The organism is Cloacibacillus sp., from assembly GCA_036655895.1.
Taxonomy (GTDB): domain Bacteria; phylum Synergistota; class Synergistia; order Synergistales; family Synergistaceae; genus JAVVPF01.
Map to the genome: position 1 here is coordinate 26,967 of JAVVPF010000021.1, position 17,113 is coordinate 44,079.

General features: G+C 54.9%; 18 protein-coding genes. 13 read left to right on the forward strand and 5 right to left on the reverse strand.

The genetic code is table 11. The features are described from left to right. Positions 1-124 precede the first annotated feature (124 nt). Together RRY12_08010 and RRY12_08015 are read right to left on the reverse strand one after the other, a co-directional pair. Positions 125-1,312 carry a pyridoxal phosphate-dependent aminotransferase gene (locus RRY12_08010; GenBank protein MEG2184604.1) on the reverse strand — a complete coding sequence of 396 codons (1,188 nt, stop codon included), beginning with the start codon at positions 1,310-1,312 and terminating at the stop codon, positions 125-127. Positions 1,313-1,395: 83 nt separating this feature from the next. Next, positions 1,396-2,058 carry a GntR family transcriptional regulator gene (locus tag RRY12_08015; GenBank protein ID MEG2184605.1) on the reverse strand — a complete coding sequence of 221 codons (663 nt, stop codon included), beginning with the start codon at positions 2,056-2,058 and terminating at the stop codon, positions 1,396-1,398. A gap of 273 nt (positions 2,059-2,331) precedes the next feature. On the opposite strand from RRY12_08015, the gene larA reads away from it, so the two are divergent. From larA to RRY12_08070, 11 genes are all read left to right on the forward strand, one after another. Continuing rightward, positions 2,332-3,621, forward strand: a complete 1,290-nt coding sequence (gene larA / locus RRY12_08020; GenBank protein MEG2184606.1) for a nickel-dependent lactate racemase — start codon at positions 2,332-2,334, stop codon at positions 3,619-3,621. A 21-nt stretch (positions 3,622-3,642) separates the two neighbouring features. After that, a complete protein-coding gene (locus RRY12_08025; GenBank protein ID MEG2184607.1) occupies positions 3,643-4,860 on the forward strand; it encodes an aconitase X catalytic domain-containing protein in 1,218 nt (405 codons plus the stop codon). Then, entirely contained in the window at positions 4,860-5,288 is a 429-nt protein-coding gene (locus tag RRY12_08030; GenBank protein ID MEG2184608.1) for a DUF126 domain-containing protein, read from the forward strand. The genes RRY12_08025 and RRY12_08030 overlap by 1 nt, the downstream gene beginning before the upstream one ends. Before the next feature lie 56 nt (positions 5,289-5,344). Continuing rightward, positions 5,345-6,328 (forward strand): TRAP transporter substrate-binding protein, encoded by a 984-nt coding sequence (locus RRY12_08035; GenBank protein MEG2184609.1) that lies wholly within the window; start codon positions 5,345-5,347, stop codon positions 6,326-6,328. 87 nt (positions 6,329-6,415) lie between these two features. After that, a complete protein-coding gene (locus RRY12_08040; GenBank protein ID MEG2184610.1) occupies positions 6,416-6,931 on the forward strand; it encodes a TRAP transporter small permease in 516 nt (171 codons plus the stop codon). Position 6,932: 1 nt separating this feature from the next. Further along, a complete protein-coding gene (locus RRY12_08045) occupies positions 6,933-8,213 on the forward strand; it encodes a TRAP transporter large permease (protein MEG2184611.1) in 1,281 nt (426 codons plus the stop codon). 117 nt (positions 8,214-8,330) lie between these two features. Beyond that, entirely contained in the window at positions 8,331-9,167 is an 837-nt protein-coding gene (locus RRY12_08050) for a formate/nitrite transporter family protein (protein MEG2184612.1), read from the forward strand. A 386-nt stretch (positions 9,168-9,553) separates the two neighbouring features. Further along, complete coding sequence (locus RRY12_08055; protein ID MEG2184613.1) at positions 9,554-10,054, forward strand: TRAP transporter small permease; 501 nt, start codon at positions 9,554-9,556, stop codon at positions 10,052-10,054. After that, entirely contained in the window at positions 10,054-11,334 is a 1,281-nt protein-coding gene (locus RRY12_08060; GenBank protein MEG2184614.1) for a TRAP transporter large permease, read from the forward strand. Before RRY12_08055 ends, RRY12_08060 begins: the two co-directional genes overlap by 1 nt. A gap of 148 nt (positions 11,335-11,482) precedes the next feature. Continuing rightward, positions 11,483-11,689: a hypothetical protein gene (locus tag RRY12_08065; GenBank protein MEG2184615.1), complete on the forward strand. Its 207-nt coding sequence runs from the start codon at positions 11,483-11,485 to the stop codon at positions 11,687-11,689. After that, the gene (locus RRY12_08070) at positions 11,613-12,644 is read left to right on the forward strand and encodes a M20/M25/M40 family metallo-hydrolase (GenBank protein ID MEG2184616.1); all 1,032 of its coding nucleotides are present in this window, start codon (positions 11,613-11,615) and stop codon (positions 12,642-12,644) included. The genes RRY12_08065 and RRY12_08070 overlap by 77 nt, the downstream gene beginning before the upstream one ends. Positions 12,645-12,651: 7 nt before the next feature. Here RRY12_08070 and RRY12_08075 read toward each other — a convergent pair whose 3' ends face one another. Further along, positions 12,652-13,563: a polysaccharide deacetylase family protein gene (locus RRY12_08075; protein MEG2184617.1), complete on the reverse strand. Its 912-nt coding sequence runs from the start codon at positions 13,561-13,563 to the stop codon at positions 12,652-12,654. 177 nt (positions 13,564-13,740) lie between these two features. On the opposite strand from RRY12_08075, the gene RRY12_08080 reads away from it, so the two are divergent. Both RRY12_08080 and RRY12_08085 read left to right on the forward strand, forming a co-directional pair. Beyond that, the gene (locus RRY12_08080; GenBank protein ID MEG2184618.1) at positions 13,741-14,292 is read left to right on the forward strand and encodes a hypothetical protein; all 552 of its coding nucleotides are present in this window, start codon (positions 13,741-13,743) and stop codon (positions 14,290-14,292) included. Beyond that, positions 14,268-14,645: a hypothetical protein gene (locus RRY12_08085; GenBank protein MEG2184619.1), complete on the forward strand. Its 378-nt coding sequence runs from the start codon at positions 14,268-14,270 to the stop codon at positions 14,643-14,645. The genes RRY12_08080 and RRY12_08085 overlap by 25 nt, the downstream gene beginning before the upstream one ends. A gap of 68 nt (positions 14,646-14,713) precedes the next feature. Here the strand turns inward: RRY12_08085 and RRY12_08090 are convergent, their stop codons facing one another. Next, entirely contained in the window at positions 14,714-15,826 is a 1,113-nt protein-coding gene (locus tag RRY12_08090) for an aldo/keto reductase (GenBank protein ID MEG2184620.1), read from the reverse strand. A gap of 32 nt (positions 15,827-15,858) precedes the next feature. Then, positions 15,859-17,007, reverse strand: coding sequence for an aldo/keto reductase (locus RRY12_08095; GenBank protein ID MEG2184621.1), 1,149 nt, complete (start codon positions 17,005-17,007; stop codon positions 15,859-15,861). Positions 17,008-17,113 lie beyond the last annotated feature (106 nt).

Below are 17,113 nucleotides of genomic sequence, written 5' to 3' on the forward strand. Positions count from 1 at the left end.
AGATCAAACCGCCGTTTCTGTAAATTTCAAAACATTATTTGGAACGAGCGACAAGGCCGCGTGGAAATCTCACCCGCGGCCTCATCGTCTTATGCTATTTTATTGGCTTTGCGAAAAACGTCCGCTATTTTTTCATGCCTTCGACGGCCGCCTTGATTCTTTTCATACCCTCTTCGATGTAGTCATACTCGCGGCAGTAGGCAAGACGTATATGGCCCGGCATTCCAAAAACTTCGCCCGGCACCGCGGAGACTCCGGCCTCTTCGAGCAGCCATGAACAGAAGGCAAAGCCGTCCATTCCGAGCGCGCTTATCCGCGGGAAGGCGTAAAAAGCGCCGGTGGGCGTGATAGCCTCAAAACCCTCTATATTATTGAGCCACTTCGTCACCATGTCGCGGCGGCGCTTGTACTCCGCCACCATCTTTTTGACGTCCTCGCCGGCCTCGGTCAAGGCGACCGCAACGCCTGCCTGCGCGAACGCGTTGGCGCAGGTGGTGAGGTTCTGGTGGCACTTATTGACGTAGGGGCACATAGCCTTCGGCGCTATTATCCATCCGATGCGCCAGCCTGTCATCGACCATGTCTTTGACGCGGCGGAGACCGTCACAGTGCGCTCCGCCATTCCCGGAAGGCTTGCGATGCTCACATGCTCGCCGTCGTAGAGGAACTTTTCATAACATTCGTCGGAGATGACCCAGAGGTCCTTTTCTATGGCAAGCGCCGCTATCTCTTCCAGGTCCGCGCGTGAGAGCACCGCGCCGCTTGGGTTGTTCGGAGAATTTATGAGCAGCACCTTCGTCTTCGGAGAGACGAAGGCTGCGATATCCGCCGCGCGAAGCCTGAAACCGTTTTCCATCGTAGTCGGGATTGCCGTAAGCACAGCTCCCGTAAGCGCAATCTCGTCGGCGTAGGCCGAGAAGTACGGCGCTGGGATCAGCACCTCGTCGCCCGGGTCAAGCAGCGTCAGCAAAGAGGCCGTAAGCGCCTCCATCGCGCCGTTTGTAATGACGACGTTCTTGTCGGCGTCTACCTCCATGTTGTTTTCCGCGCGGTATTTCGCGGCGACGGCCTTACGGAGATCCTCCGCGCCCTGCATATTAGTGTAATGTACGTTGCCGGCGTCAAGCGCGCGCTTGACCGCCTCTTTGGCGCACTGCGGCGAGTCGAAGTCGGGACGCCCCAGCTCCATGTGGATTATGCTCTTGCCGGCGGCCTCCAGTTCGTCCGCGCGGCCGAGTATCTCGCGTATGCCTCCGGCCATTGCGATAGATTCCATACGTTTGTTCGGGAATTTCATTTTAGTTGTCATCATGATCTGCCTCCCTGTATCTTTATCGTTCTATTATATGCTTGGGGCATCGACTTGAAATCCGGCCGGCGCAAAGAGAGAGCGCGCTACCGAAGGAAATAATCCTTCATTATATAACCTTCGCTGTTTACCACATGGTCGTAAAGACATTGATAGAGCAGCTTGGGATTTCGTTCCTTTATACAGTTGATTATCTTCACATGCTGCTCCAGAGAATTTTTGATATCGGCGAGCGACTGCACCGAAAGCCGCTGGAAGCGTTTTATCTGTACATGATAATTGTCCAAGATAACGCCGATGCGCTTGTTGGTGGCGTACTTGGAAATGGTGAAATGCAGCGCGAGATCGAGATCCGCCACACGCGACATATCAAGCGGGAGGCCTTTTCTTTCAAGCTCGCAAAGCTCCGCCCACTGAACGTCAAGCTCGCCGATCACGGCATCCGGTATGCGGTTTGCCGCCGTGAGAGCGGCGAACGGCTCAAGCAGCTTTCTTATATCATATATCTCGCGCACGTCTTCCAAAGATATTTCTGAGACAAAGGCGCCCTTTAGCGGGACTATCTTTATGTAGCCGTCCTGTTCGAGCACGCGCAGCGCCTCGCGTACAGGCGTGCGGCTCACACCAACTTCATTTGCAAGCCATGTTTCAGGCAGAGGTTCGCCCATTTTAAGCCGCCCCGCGTCCACGCCGTCCTTTATCCAATCATAGGCCTTTATCCAGACTGCTTTGTCGTTTTTATTTGCCATGCAGCAATTCACTCTCCATATTTAGTACATGCTGTATACATCTACTATAATGATTTTTTGATTTTTGTCCATACTTACGGCGCTTTAATCAACGAAAGTGCCCTTTGATTTACGTCTTGACAATTATCGTGCACACTATTATTATCTTTTTATAAAAATCCAGATGATTTAACATGACGGCATATACAAAATCAGTTGTGTGGATTTAAAGTTTTTAGTCTTGTATACAGATTGCGTACTGCAAAAAACAATATTTGATTGGAGTGGCGGGCAATGAAATATACGATCCCCTACGGAAAAACGACCGTAGAATTTGAGACGAAGGGCCGGACCGTCCTCTTTAACGGAGAGACGACCTGCCTGCCTGCGACGCCGGATTTTAAAAACGACCTTCTTGCCGCGCTTGCCGCGCCCATCGCCTCGTTGCCGCTCGCGGAACTTGCGCGCGGCAAAAAAAATATCCTTTTCCTTGTAGAAGACAACACGCGCGACACGCCCCTTGACCTAATGCTTCCTATCATAGCCGACTATTTGAACGCGCACGGCGTGCCCGACGCGAATGTCAGTTTTATGACCGCACCCGGAACGCACCGCGTTATGACGGACGAAGAGGTGGAAAAAAAGCTCGGCCCGGAGATAGTGCGCCGCTTCCGCGTCTACCAGCACGACGCCACGAAGAGCGAAGATATTGAGGATCTCGGCGAAATAGAGGTCGCCGGCTACAAACTGCCGGTCCACATAAACCGCAGGGCGCTTGAGGCCGACCTTCTCGTCGGCGTCGGCAACATCGTGCCGCACAGCGACGCCGGTTTTTCGGGAGGCGCGAAGATAGTTCAGCCAGGCGTCTGCGATTTCGTCACAACACAGGCGACGCACAGAGGCGCGGGGCTTTGCTCCGACATTCCTCTTGGCATGGAAAGCGGCAACCCGTGCCGCATGGGAATAGACGCCGTAGGCAGAATGGCGCGTCTTGCCTTTATCATCAACGTGGTAAAAAACTATAACGACGAAGTGACCGGCTTTTTCTGCGGCGACTGCATTGAGGCGCACCGCGCCGGAGTGGCCGCGGCAAAGGATTCTTACAGCGTAAAGATAGAAGAACAGGCCGACATCGTCGTGGCAAGCTCCTCGCCTGACGACATCGACTTCTGGCAGGGCATCAAGGGGCTTACCGCGGCCTATTTCGCCGTGAAGCCCGGCGGCGTGATAATACTGGCCGCTCCGTGTTCGGAGGGGCTTGTACATAATCATCCGCTCTACGCTCACTGGCTCGGAAGCTCCGAAGAGGAGATAAAAGCCGCGATAGAAGAGGCCTCCCCTTACGATATGGAGACGGACACCATCTCCGCGGTGGTGGCGCTCGGCAGCAGACGCGTGCTAAAACGCGCTTCGGTCTACATGATGAGCGGCGGCCTTTCCAACGAAGCAATAAAAGCGATGGACTATATCCCCGTAGATTCAATACAAGAGGCGCTTGACGTAGCGCTTGCCGAAAGGCCCGGCGCTACGATAGGCATCCTGCCAAAAGCCGGCATCTCATTGCCCATAGTGATAAAGAGATAAAATATAGAAAGGCGGTATCACATGTTTTTAACTGATGAAGAAAAACGGATACTCGACGGAGCCGAAGGCGTTGGAAGACAGAAGGCTATGGAGCTGCTTTACGCGCTCGGCCTCACCTTTGACGCGGAAAAGCTCATCCCCGTCAAACGCGCTCACGTTGCTTTGAGCGGCCAGGAGGGCGACACCTACTGGTGCGAACTGCTCGTAAACGGAGGCGCGGTATGCGCGGTGCCCCCGACGACGAACCCCTACTGGGACACCCGCTACCTGACGAAGTTCTTCGACGTGACGAAGGAAGAACTTGAACTCGCAGAGCGCACAGGCGACGTCTACCGCCGCATCGGCGCGAAACTCACCTACCACTGCGCGCCCGGCGTCTGCTCAAACGTACCGTTCTTCGGCGAACACATCGCCTTCTCAGAGTCCAGCGCGACGCCGTACGTCAACTCCGCCATAGGCGCACGCAGCAACCGCGAATCATCGGTGAGCGCGCTCGCCGCGGCTGTCATCGGCAAGACGCCCTACTACGGCTACCATCTTGACGAAAACAGACACGGAGATTTCCTCGTGGAAGTGGACGCCGATCTGCGCGAAAGCTACGACTGGGGCATACTGGGCCACTGCGTCGGCAAGATAGCCGGCTCGCGCAACCCCGTCCTTAAATTCAAAGAAAAGCCGCGTCCGCGTCCCGAAGATTTCCTTTATTTCGGCGCCGAGGCCGCGACGAGCGGAGCTGTAGCTATGTACCACATGGTTGGAGTGACGCCTGAGGCGCCGACCATCGAAGCCGCCTTCGGAGGCAGGAAGATCCCGTCCGCCGAATACGTCATCACAAACAAAGAGCTCAAGGCCGAAGAGGATTCTCTGACGCCGGCGACCGGCAAGATCAACCTCGTCATGCTTGGATGCCCTCACTACACCTACGACCAGCTTCTTGAAGTGGAACGGCTCTTTGCGGGAAGGCACTGCGACAACGGCACGGCCTTCTGGATACTCGCCGAGTCGGGCGCGGTGGAGCTTGCGGAGCGTTCACACCTGCGTCAGCGCCTTGAACTGCTGGGCGTCCGCATGGTCGGAGACACCTGCATAGACGAGCCCTGCTGGAAATCGTTCGAAGGGGCGCTTGGCGTCACCGACTCTCCGAAGTGCGCCTATTACCGCGAACGCCGCGGCCAGCCATTCGCCATCCGCAGGCTTTCGGAATGTGTAGAGGCAGCAGTAAAAGGGAGGCTCGACTAATGGATAACATGAAAACGTATAAATGCCGTTCGATAGTGCGCGGAAGCGGCGCGGGCGAGGCCGTCGTATCAAAGGACGCGATGTGCTTCTATCTGACAGACCCAAAGACCGGCGTCGTCATTGAAAGAAACCACGCCATCCAGGGCAAAAGCATCGCCCACAAGATACTTGTGGTGCAGTCGGGCAAGGGAAGCTCCGTCGTACAGGTCGACGGCTTCTACCAGCTCTGGGTAAAGGGCAACCTTCCGGCGGCCATAATCGTAAGAGAAGCAGAACCGGTAATAGTTTCATCCGCGGTCGTAGTCGGCTCGACAATGGTAGACCGTCTTGAGGCGGACCCTTTTGAGGCCATCGAAGACGGCGACTATGTAGAGGTCGACGCGGACGCGCAGGAAGTCCGCGTATGGAAGGGAGGAAAGCGCGCATAAGACCCGTTGGCAGCTTTATTGACTCATCAAACTAATAAACAGGGAGGAACATTGTAATGAAAAAACTTCTGGCAGCAGTTATGTTCATGGCAATAATGACAGCGTCCGCGGCCTTCGCGGCGCCTGAGTACACCATCAAGGTAGGCTACATCGGCTCTGACACGCATCCCACGATGCAGGCGATGAAGGTCTTCGCGAAGGACGTAGACAAAGGCTCAAAGGGAAAGATCAAAGTCGAACTTTACCCGAACGCCCAGCTCGGCGGCGACCGCGAACTGACCGAAGCGGTGCAGATGGGCACGATCCAGATGGCCATCCCCTCAACTTCAGCTCTCGCCGGCTTTGACAAGAGAGTCCAGGTACTTGACCTGCCGTACCTCTTCACAACAAGAAAAGCGGCTTTTGACGCGGTTGACGGAGAACTTGGCAAAAAACTCAACTCCTATCTCGATAAAAAAGGCTTCACGATCCTTGGATACCAGGAAAACGGCTTCCGCCACGTAACGAACAGCAAGAGGCCCGTCAAGACCCCGGCAGACCTTAAGGGACTGAAGATCCGCACAATGGAAAACCCGATGCACATAGCCTACTTCAAGGCGCTCGGCGCAAACCCCACGCCCATGAGCTGGGGCGAGCTTTACACCGCTCTTCAGCAGGGCACAGTTGACGCGCAGGAAAACCCCTACGCAATGATCGACGACGGCAAATTCTACGAAGTCCAGAAATTCGTCTCGGAGACCGGACACGTCTTCTCCTATGAAGTGCTCATCGCCAACAAGAAGTTCATGGACAAACTCCCGAAGGACCTCCGCAACCTCGTGACGGAGTCCGCGGTGAAGGCCATCAAGATGCAGCGCAGCCTCCTCGAAAAAGAAGAAGCCAACTTCAAAGCCAAGGTCGTCAAGGCCGGCATGAAGGCGAACTCCCTCACAGCGGCTGAGAAGAAGCCGTTTGTAGAGGCGACGAAGGCTGTTTACAAGCAGTTTGAAGGCGATCTCGGCAAGGAAATCATGGACATCGCAAGAAAGGTTCAGAAATAGCACCTTTTCTGACGACAATGCGCGCCCTCATCCCAACAGGAGGGCGCGCATTTTTAACACAAGCAAGCGGACAGGGAGGTTTGCATCATGACCGTTAAAAAATTTTTGGACAACTTTGAAGAATATTTTTGCGTTTGGACCATGGCCATAATGACGGTTCTCGTCTTTTTTCAGGTCGTAATGAGGTATGTATTTTCAAATTCGCTCTCATGGAGCGAGGAGCTGGCGCGTTTTATATTTCTCTGGCTTTCGTGGATAGGAGCAAGCTACGCCGTAAAAGAGCGCAGCCATTTTCGCGTTGAGATGTTCGCCAATATGGTAAAGGGCAGAGCTCGCGTTTATTTTGAATACTTCGTTCTCATAGTCTGGTTCGTTTTCAGCTTTATACTGACGTGGCTCGGCACAGAACTCGTCGTCTTTCTGTACGATACGGGGCAGGCGTCGTCCGCTATGGACATCCCCATGACGTGGCCCTACGCCTCCGTGCCGGTCGGATGCGCGCTTATGTGCATAAGGCTCGTCGTAGAAATGTACAAGCTTTACAAGGGAGAGCCGTTAGGCCCCAAACAGACAAAAGAACAGGAAATAGAGGAGATGATATAGCATGGAAGCTATTATACTATTCTCTCTGCTCATAGTTACCATCGCTATGAGCATCCCAATAGGCATAACGCTTGGCATATCCACCGGCCTCGCCATGTGGCTCACCTCGGACATACCGATGCTGATGCTGGCTCAGAAATCAGTGACGGGGCTGGATTCATTCCCGCTACTCGCCATCCCCTTCTTCATATTGGCGGGAGCGCTCATGTGCAACGGCGGCATCTCGCGCCGTCTCGTAAACCTCGCTGAGAGCCTCGTAGGTTACATCACCGGCGGCCTTGCGATGGTCACCGTGCTTGCCTGCATGTTCTTCGCCGCCATCTCTGGCTCAGGCCCCGCTACAGTATCGGCCATAGGCTCCTTCATGGTGCCCTCGATGAAAGAACGCAAGTACGACGCAGGCTTTGCCGCGGCCATCACGGCGGCCGCCGGCACGATAGGCGTAATAATCCCGCCTTCAATACCATTCGTCATCTACTGCATCGTAGCCCAGTGCTCGATAGGCGACATGTTCATAGCGGGCATCGTGCCCGGCGTCATGATAGGTATAGCGCTGATGCTCGTCTGCTACTGCACCGCGAAAAAACGCCACTACGTCAGCGTCGCGCAGCGTCCCAAACTTGCCGACGTGTGGAGATCGTTCAAAGAGGCCTTCTGGGCGCTGCTCGTTCCCGTCATCATCCTTGGCGGCATCTACGGCGGCATCTTCACGCCGACGGAAGCGGCGGTCGTAGCGGTCGTCTATTCCGTATTCATCGGAAAATTCATATACAAAGAACTTGACGGCAAGACGCTCTATGAATGTCTGCGCACAACGGGCCTCATCAACGGCGCGACAGAGTTCATGATAGGCCTTTCCATGGCCTTCGCAAGCTACCTTGCAATGGCGCAGATACCGGCGCACATCGCATCGTGGATGACGAGCCTTGCGCATACGCCCTTTATGCTGCTTATGGTAATAAATATTTTCCTGCTCATCATAGGCTGCTTCGTGGACAATATTGCCGCCGTCATCATCCTTACGCCGATACTGCTTCCCGTCGTGAAGGCCATAGGCATAGACCCGATACATTTCGGGCTTATCATCACCGTCAACCTCGCCTGCGGCTTCATCTCGCCGCCCTACGGCATAAACCTCTTCGTGGCCTCCGCCATCTCGGGAGAGAGCATCGAAACTATCTCAAAGGCTATACTTCCGTCGTTCTTCGCGATGGTCGCCTGTCTTCTGCTCTTCACCTACTTCCCCATTTTCTCAATGGGGCTGCTCAGCCTGATCCGATAACAGGCGCGCGCGGGAAATATTCTTCGGATATGCTCCCGCGCGCGTTTCTTTTGATGACAATATGACGCCTTCACATTAAAATCTAACATTATAAATGTGAACAGGGGGATTTTTTTTATGAGCTGCAAAACGCCGGCAGAAATTGCCGAATGCGCGGTCAACGCCGCGGTGAACAAAAGCAGGCTTCCGCTCTCCGTGATGTCCGTCATGGGATTTCTCGCCGGAGCCTATATAGCCATGGGCGGCTATTTTATGACGATCGTCACACAGGACGCCTCGGCCTTTGTGGGAGTAGGGCTTTCGAAGCTCGCGGGCGGCATAGTCTTCGCGCTTGGGCTGCTGCTCGTGGTGGGCGCAGGCGGCGAACTCTTTACCGGAAACTGCCTCATGCCAATAGGCGTGCTCTCAAACAGGTGTTCGTGGAGCGGGCTTCTGCGCAACTGGAGCGTAGTCTATCTGACAAACATGGCGGGCGGCCTCTTTTTTGCGCTGCTCATATACAAAAGCGGCGGTATCTCCGACAAGGCCGCCGAGACCGCGCTCAACATAGCGGCCGCGAAAGTTTCGATTCCCATAGCTCAGATGATAGTACGCGGCATATTGTGCAACTGGTTCGTCGGGCTTGCCGTCTGGCTTGCCTTCGGCGCGACGGACATGGCCGGAAAATATATCGCCTGTCTTGTACCGATATCGGCCTTCGTTGCGATGGGCTTTGAACACTGCATAGCAAACATGTACTTCATCGGCCTCGGCATCATGCTGAAGGGCGACACCGCGCTCATTGAAAGACTCTCCTACCCCGCAGACAAACTTGCGGGAATAAATCTCTGCGGCTACCTGAACAACCTCATACCGGTGACACTTGGAAACATTCTGGGCGCCGCGCTGCTTGTCGCGTGCCTCTACTTCGTAGCCTTCAGAAAATCTCTCACCGACGGCGCCAAAATCTCGTAAAACAATTTATCTGTATACCTCTGCGGCAAACGGCCTCTTTGCTTCTCATGCAAGCAGGCCGTTTGCCGCATATTCGCCGCGTTATCCCCTCAAGCCGCAAAGAGCCGCACTCTTGTCGTTATTTCGCATATTATTAACGATTTATTAAGTATTTTACGCAATTATCAATAATTCCCATATATTATAACCTTGACTTTTGATATACCTCAGAATATTATGCATCTTAATAACTGACACGAATTAGTTCTTCTTTGACAATTTCATGTTTTTTGATAAGCATGATCCAACAGCGGTATGAAGAAAGGAGACTTTAAACGATTTAGCTGTATACATAAGGAATACCGAAAACGAAAGAAATAATGACTTTTGTGGGAGGAATCGTTTCTATGTGGAAGTTCATCGACAATTTTGAAGAATATTTCTGTGTGTGGACCATGGCCATCATGACCATCCTGGTCTTTATACAGGTTGTGATGCGCTACGTCTTTTCCAATTCGCTGTCGTGGAGCGAAGAACTTGCCAGATATATTTTTCTGTGGCTCTCATGGATAGGTGCAAGCTACGCCGTGAAGGAACGCAGCCATTTCCGCGTCGAGATGTTCGCCAATATGATAAAGGGCAGCGCGCGCCGCTTCTTTGAAGCCTTCGTGCTCATCGTGTGGTTTCTTTTCAGCTTCGTGCTGGCGTGGCTCGGCACAGACCTCGTTCTTTTCCTCGCGGAGAGCGGACAAAATTCGTCGGCTATGGAGATACCGATGACGTGGGCCTACGCCGCGGTGCCTGTAGGATGCGCGCTTATGTGCTTCAGACTTTTGATAGAGATGTACAAACTGTGGAAGGGCGAACCCTTCGGACCAAAAACTGACAACGTGGAGGAGATCTGCTGATGGAAGCGGTAATCGTATTCTCTATATTGATAGTAACGATAGCGCTCAGCATTCCCATTGGGATCACGCTGGGCCTTGCTACGGGACTTGCCATGTGGCTCACCTCCGACATCCCGATGCTGATGCTGGCTCAGAAATCCGTGACGGGACTGGACTCCTTTCCGCTGCTTGCCATTCCGTTCTTCATTCTGGCGGGAGCGCTCATGTGCAGCGGCGGCATCTCGCGCCGCCTTGTGAACCTGGCGGAAAGCCTCGTAGGTTTCATCACGGGCGGCCTTGCGATGGTTACGGTGCTTGCCTGCATGTTCTTTGCCGCCATCTCAGGCTCCGGGCCGGCGACCGTATCGGCCATCGGCTCTTTCATGATCCCATCCATGAAGGAACGCAAATATGACGCGAGCTTCGCGGCGGCCATCACCGCCGCCGCCGGCACCATCGGAGTAATAATCCCGCCCTCGATACCGTTCGTCATTTACTGCGTCGTCGCGCAGTGCTCCATCGGCGACATGTTCATAGCGGGCATCGTTCCCGGCCTCATCATCGGCTTCGCCCTGATGTTTGTCTGTTTCTGCACAGCTAAAAAAAGACATTACGTCAGCCTCGCCTCGCGCCCCAAGTTCTCAACGGTGTGGAAGGCCTTCACTGAAGCGATATGGGCGCTGATGGTGCCGGTCATAATTCTCGGCGGCATCTACGGTGGCATCTTCACTCCGACGGAGGCGGCGGTCGTAGCGGTCGTCTACTCGGTCTTCATCGGAAAGTTCATATACAAGGAACTTGACAATAAATCCCTCTACGAGAGCCTTCGCCTCTCAGGGCTGATCAACGGAGCTACGGAGTTCATGATAGGCCTCTCAATGGCCTTCGCGAGCTACCTGACGATGGCGCAGATACCGTACCACATCGCCCAGTGGCTCACGGGATTTGCCGACAACCCGTTCATGCTGCTTATGATAATCAACGTATTCCTTCTCATCATAGGGTGCTTTGTGGACAACATCGCAGCGGTCATCATATTGACGCCCATCTTGCTGCCTGTCGTAAAAAGCATAGGCATAGACCCGATACATTTTGGGCTTATCATCACCGTCAACCTCGCCTGCGGCTTCATCTCGCCGCCCTACGGCATAAACCTTTTCGTAGCCTCCGCCATCTCGGGAGAGAGCATAGAAAACATTTCAAAGGCCATACTGCCCTCCTTCCTCGCAATGGTGGCCTGCCTGCTGCTCTTTACCTACTTTCCTATATTCTCGCTTGGACTGCTGCACTGGATGGGATAACGCGGCACGCGCCATCCGCCGGCCTCTCGCTCTTTGAGAGGCCTTTTTTATTGCCGTAAATTTTCGCGGCGCCAATATTTGCCTTACTTTCCATTATGAATATAATGGAGAGAGCAACGTAAAAATTTTTTGCGGGGAGATAGATGCTATGTCGGCGGCTTTTGATTTCGACAATGAAGTGATCGAGTTTACACGGGAGCTTGTGCAGCTCCAAAGCTATTCGGACCATGAGGGCGACGTGGCGCGGGCCGTTGAGGAGAGAATGCGGCGGCTTGGATATGACGAAGTTCTCATCGACACGGCTGGGAACGTCGCGGGCTTTATCGGCGACGGAGGAAAAGACCATACATTTTGATTCCCACATGGACACAGTAGAGGCGGCCGACGCGGACGAATGGGAGCTTCCGCCCTTTGCCGCCGAAATGAAGGATGGCCGCATCTACGGGCGCGGCTCAGTAGACATGAAGTCCGGACTTGCCGCCTCCATCTACGGCGCGGCCGCGGCGCGCGACAACGGCTGGACGCGCGGAAAACGCGTCTGCGTCAGCGGCTCCGTCTGCGAGGAGTACTGCGACGGCGAAAACCTGCGCATGATGTACCGCGAGCTTGACCTGCGCCCTGACTTCGTCGTCATCTGCGAGCCGTCGGACAATGTGATAACGCTGGGGCACAAGGGGAAGATACAGGCGCGCGTCACGACGCACGGCATCTCCGCTCACGGCTCCGCGCCGGAAAAAGGCATCAACGCCGTCTATGAGATGGCGGAGATAATAAGCCGCGTGGAGGCGCTCAACAAACGGCTGACAGAGGAGGGCGCGCCTCACGGAACGATCGTGCTCTCCGACATAAGCTGCGTCAGCGCGTCGCTGAACGCCGTGCCAAGCGAAGCCTCCATCTATCTTGACCGCCGCCTTGTGCTGGGCGAGACGGAAGAAAAGGTGCGCGCTGAGATGGAAGAACTGATACGGGGCAAGCGCGCGACGTGGGAGCCTGGCACGCTGCGCCACACAAGCTGGCGCGGAGCGGCGCTCGTCTACGAGCCTGTGCACATGCCGTGGAAAATATCGGAGGAGTCTCCGCTCTTTAAGGCGGCAAACGCCGCATACGAGGCGGCCTTTGGATCGGCTCCCGAGAAATACGATTTCTGGGACTTCGGCACAAACGCAGTTACGCCCGTCTCAATGGGGATAGCCACCATAGGCTTCGGCCCCGGCGAATACAAGCTGGCGCACATGCGTGACGAAAACTGCGAGGCGTCGAAGATAGCGGAGGCCGCGCGTTTTTACGCAAATATCATAAAGGCGCTCTAAGACGCCTCTATAAATTTCCCACAGCAGTCCGCGCCGCATCTATATGCCGGCGCGGACTGCTGTGAAACGAAATCGCAGGGACGCCGTCTATGCTTTTAAAGACGACGCCCTCCCCTTTTAGCGTCACGATGACCCTATCAAGCGCCTCCATAGTTTTTTCAGAAGTGTCGTGCATCAGCACTATGCTTATTTTGTGCCTCATGACGCCGCCTGAGATATTCGCGTATATATCGCCCGAAGTGACGCGCGGCGCGGAATCCGCGCCGGAGACGTTCCAGTCGTAATAGCGAAAGCCCAGGCTTGTCATTTTCGCCGTAAGCGCCGCCCTCACCCTTCTGTTCCAGTTGTTGACGCTGCCGCCGGGAAACCGGAAAATTACAGGCCGCTCCCCCGCCGCGCTGTAGATGGCCTTCTGCGTCTTATAAAAATCGTCAAGGTAACTGCCGACACTTGCGTAGACCTTGCGGTAGTCGTGCGTATAGGTGTGGACGGCAAGCTTGTGCCCCTCCGCCTTCATGCGGCGCACAAGCTCCGGGCGGCGCTCCACATTCTGCCCCACCAGAAAAAAGGTGGCTGGCACATCATATTTTTTAAGTATGTCGAGTATCCGCGCCGTGTGCACAGAGGGGCCGTCGTCAAAGGTGAGGCAGACGACGCGCGGACTCATGACCGCAAAAGGCGGCGACGGCGGCGCTATATCCAAAGAGGCGGCGCTGCCCGGCAGAGGGACGTTTTCGGAATAAAGGCTTTCATGCACCTCGGGCGACAGCTTCGCGGCACTTTCCACGGGCCGCGTCGGCGCTTCGCGCAAAAATAAAAAAACGGCGCAGCAGAGTGCCGCCAACAAAACGCAGAGGAGCGCGCCCAGCTGATATTTCCAGTATTTATTGTTATTTCCCTGTTTTTTGTAATGCTTCATCAATTATCGTTCGCACCTTGCTTTCAGGGCATGAGAGTAGCACAAAGGCCTCCTATTGAAAACATAGATATACGAAAAAATCACGCACCTCCGGCAATTTGCGCGGCGGAGTGATAAAATGGGGCAAACGGCGAAAGCCATAGCAAAAATCAAAATACGGATCGGCGGGACATTTAAATGAAGACACCTTTTGAAAAAATCGTAGATATAAACGCCGTAGGCCGCGCGGACAACAGCGTCGGCATTGGAGAGCTGTTTTCTCTCGCGGAGGCGGAAAGGACGGCGCTCGCCCCAGAGAACGGGGCGCGGACGCTGCTGCTTGCGGTCGACGTGCAGCGTGACTTTATGGACGGCGGCGTGCTCGGAGTAAACGGCGCGCTTGACGATGTGCGGCGGCTGACGCGCTTCATGTATGACAACATGGAAAATATAACCGAGATAGCCGTCACGATGGACACGCACGCACCGCAGCAGATATTCCATCCCTGCTGGTGGCGGGGCGAAGACGGCGCGGCACCGGCTCCGTTTACCGTCATCACAAAAGACGACCTCGACCTCGGGCGCTGGACGCCGCTCTTTGAACCAAAAGAAAGCGCCGCCTACCTTGTTTTTTGGGCGCCGCCGGCAAAAAGCGCCTCTGTATCTGGCCCTATCACTGCATCGCCGGCACCACCGGCGCGGCGCTTGAAAACCAGTTCTCCAACATGGCGCACTTTTTTTCAATCGTAAAGGGCGTCTCCGTCAAGAAAATCATCAAGGGCACGCTGCCAGCGACGGAATTTTACGGCGCAGTGCGCCCCGAATACTCCCCAAACGGACTCTACACCAACGACGCGCTGCTTGACGTCATAAAAAGCTGCCGCAGGGTCGTCATCGCGGGCGAGGCGAAGGACTACTGCGTCTACGAAACTGTGCGTCAGATATTTGAAGAGCTTGAAAACGAACCGCAGAAACCGGAGATATTCATACTAGAGGACTGCACAAGCAGCATCCAGTCCCCGGAGGAGGCCGCCGCGCTCTACAGCGGCCTTGCGGAAAAATACGCCTTCCACCTTGTAAGAAGCACCGACAAATTTTTATAAAAAACACGAGGCCCGGAACATTTCCCGGGCCTCGCGCCTTATCGCGCGACGCTGAAGAGAGGCGCTTGTTATTCGAAGGCTTTTGCCACCTTTTTTAATTCGTCGGCTATTGCTATGTGCTGCGGGCAGATACTTTCGCATTTGCGGCATTCTATGCAGGCGGAGGCCTTCGCGTTTGAACGAATTTCGTTCGCGTAGTAGACGCCGTGCGTGGAGAAGCCCTTGTTGAGCGCGCGCTTGTCCGCGTTATAGAGCGAAAAGTAGAGCGGGATAGGTATATTTTTCGGGCAGCCTTCGACGCAGTAGCCGCAGGCGGTGCAGGGCACGGCGACCGCTTCGTTGATAATGTCGGCGGCGCGCGCCACGATGTTTTGCTCGTCCGGCGAAAGCGGCTCAAAGTCGCGCATATAGCCGGTGTTGTCAAGGAGCTGCTCCATATCGGACATGCCGCTCAACACCACCATTACGTTGTCAAAGCTTGCGGCGTAGCGCACCGCCCACGATGAGGCGGACATATCCGGGCGGCGCTCTTTGAAAAGTTTATCCGCGGCCTCTGGAACTGAGGCGAGCGTGCCTCCCTTTACCGGCTCCATCACTATCACAGGTTTGTTGTGCTTTAGCGCCGTTTCGTAACATTCCCGCGACTGTATGCTTTCGTTTTCCCAGTCCAAATAGTTGAGCTGGAGCTGCACGAATTCTATTTCGGGGTGCTCGGTGAGTATCCGGTCAAGCAATTTCGCGCCGTCATGATAGGAAAAACCTATGCTGCCTATCTTTCCCTCTTTTTTCTTCTGCAGGACAAATTCAAAGCTGTGCAGTTTTTTGGCAAGCTCAAAGCGCTCCACGCCAAGATTGTGGAGCAGGTAGTAATCGAAATGATCAACGCCGCATTTTTCTAACTGTTCGTCGAATATCCGCCGCTGCTCTTCTTCTGTAGTTATCATCGACATCGGCATCTTTGTCGCCACGGTAAAAGAATCTCGCGGGTGGCGTTTGACGACGGCCTCGCGCAACGCCGTTTCGCTCTTGTATCCGCAGTACATCCACGCCGTGTCGAAATAGGTGAAGCCGCGTTCCAAAAAGGTGTCGGCCATGCGGCACAGCTGTTCGATGTCGATGCTTTCCGCGTCGTTTGGATCGGTGAGCGGAAGGCGCATAAGTCCAAAACCAAGTTTTTTCACAGATATTTCCCCCGTCTGTATGTTTAAGTGTTTTACTTTCCGAAGATGCTTTTTGCGGCGCGCATGTTTTTCACGACGGATACGGCGAATGGGCAGCGGATTTCGCAGGCGCCGCATTCCACACATTCACCCGCCTTGTGCGCGAGGATTGCGTAATGTTCGCGCACAGTTTCCGGCACGGCTTTCTGCGCCTTCGCCAGATTCAGGAACTTCGTGACTGAGGCTACGTCGATGCCAACGGGGCACGGCGCGCAGTGACCGCAGTACATGCAGTGGCCGCGCCAGCTTATTTTCGGCATCGCGGCAAAGGCTGCGGCGTAATCCTTTTCTTCGTCGGCGGCGCTTTCGTAGGCGACGCTTTCCATAAGCTGCCCCGCGCTGCGCGCGCCGGACATTACGGTGGCGACGGCTGGACGCGTCAGCGCGTAGTGGAGGCATTGCAGCGGCGAAAGCGCTACGCCCGCGGGCGAAAGCTCCGCGTCAAGCAGGTCTCCGCCGCCGAAGGCTTTCATCACTGTGATGCCGACGCCCGCCGCGCTGCAATATTCATAAAGTTCCTCGCGCTCTTTGTCCATGTTCACAAGGGGGCGCTCGTAACTTTCGTCGGCCCACAGAGCCTCGCAGTTTTCGTTTGACGGCTGAAGGTCGTAGCAAGGGTTGACGGAGAACATCAGCACCTCGATATGCCCGCTCTTTACCGCCGCAAGCGCGGCGGCGGGGTTGTGGCTGCTGACGCCTATATGTTTTATCTTCCCCCGCGCCTTTAGCCCTTTTGCGTACTCCATGACAGGGCCGTTTTCCACCTCGCGCCAGTCTGAGACGGAATCGACGTAATGTATCATGCCTATCTCCACGCTCTCCAGCGCAAGCCGCTCAAGAAGGTCTTCGAAGCCGGAGCGCACTTCGCCTATCTCGCGCGTCCGCTCGTACTGACCGTTTTTCCAAACGGAGCAGAGGTGCGCCTGTATTATAAATTTATCGCGTCTGCCGGAAAGAGCCTCGCCGAGCATCGAGCGGTACTTCGGGTGCGGCATGTACAGATCGAGGCAGTTGACTCCATTTTCAAAGGCGCAGTCCACCAACGCTTTAAGATGTTTTCCGTCGTTTTCGACAAAGCCTTCGCAGCCCAGCCCTATTTCACTCACCATAAGGCCGGTGCGGCCAAGTTCCCGATATTTCATAGAGTTCGCCTCTTTAATATTTTGATTTAAACGCCGCCTATATCATAGCAGAAAGCGGCGCAGGCAAAAGGCCCGAGAGTTTTCTCCCGGGCCTTTTGCTGATCGT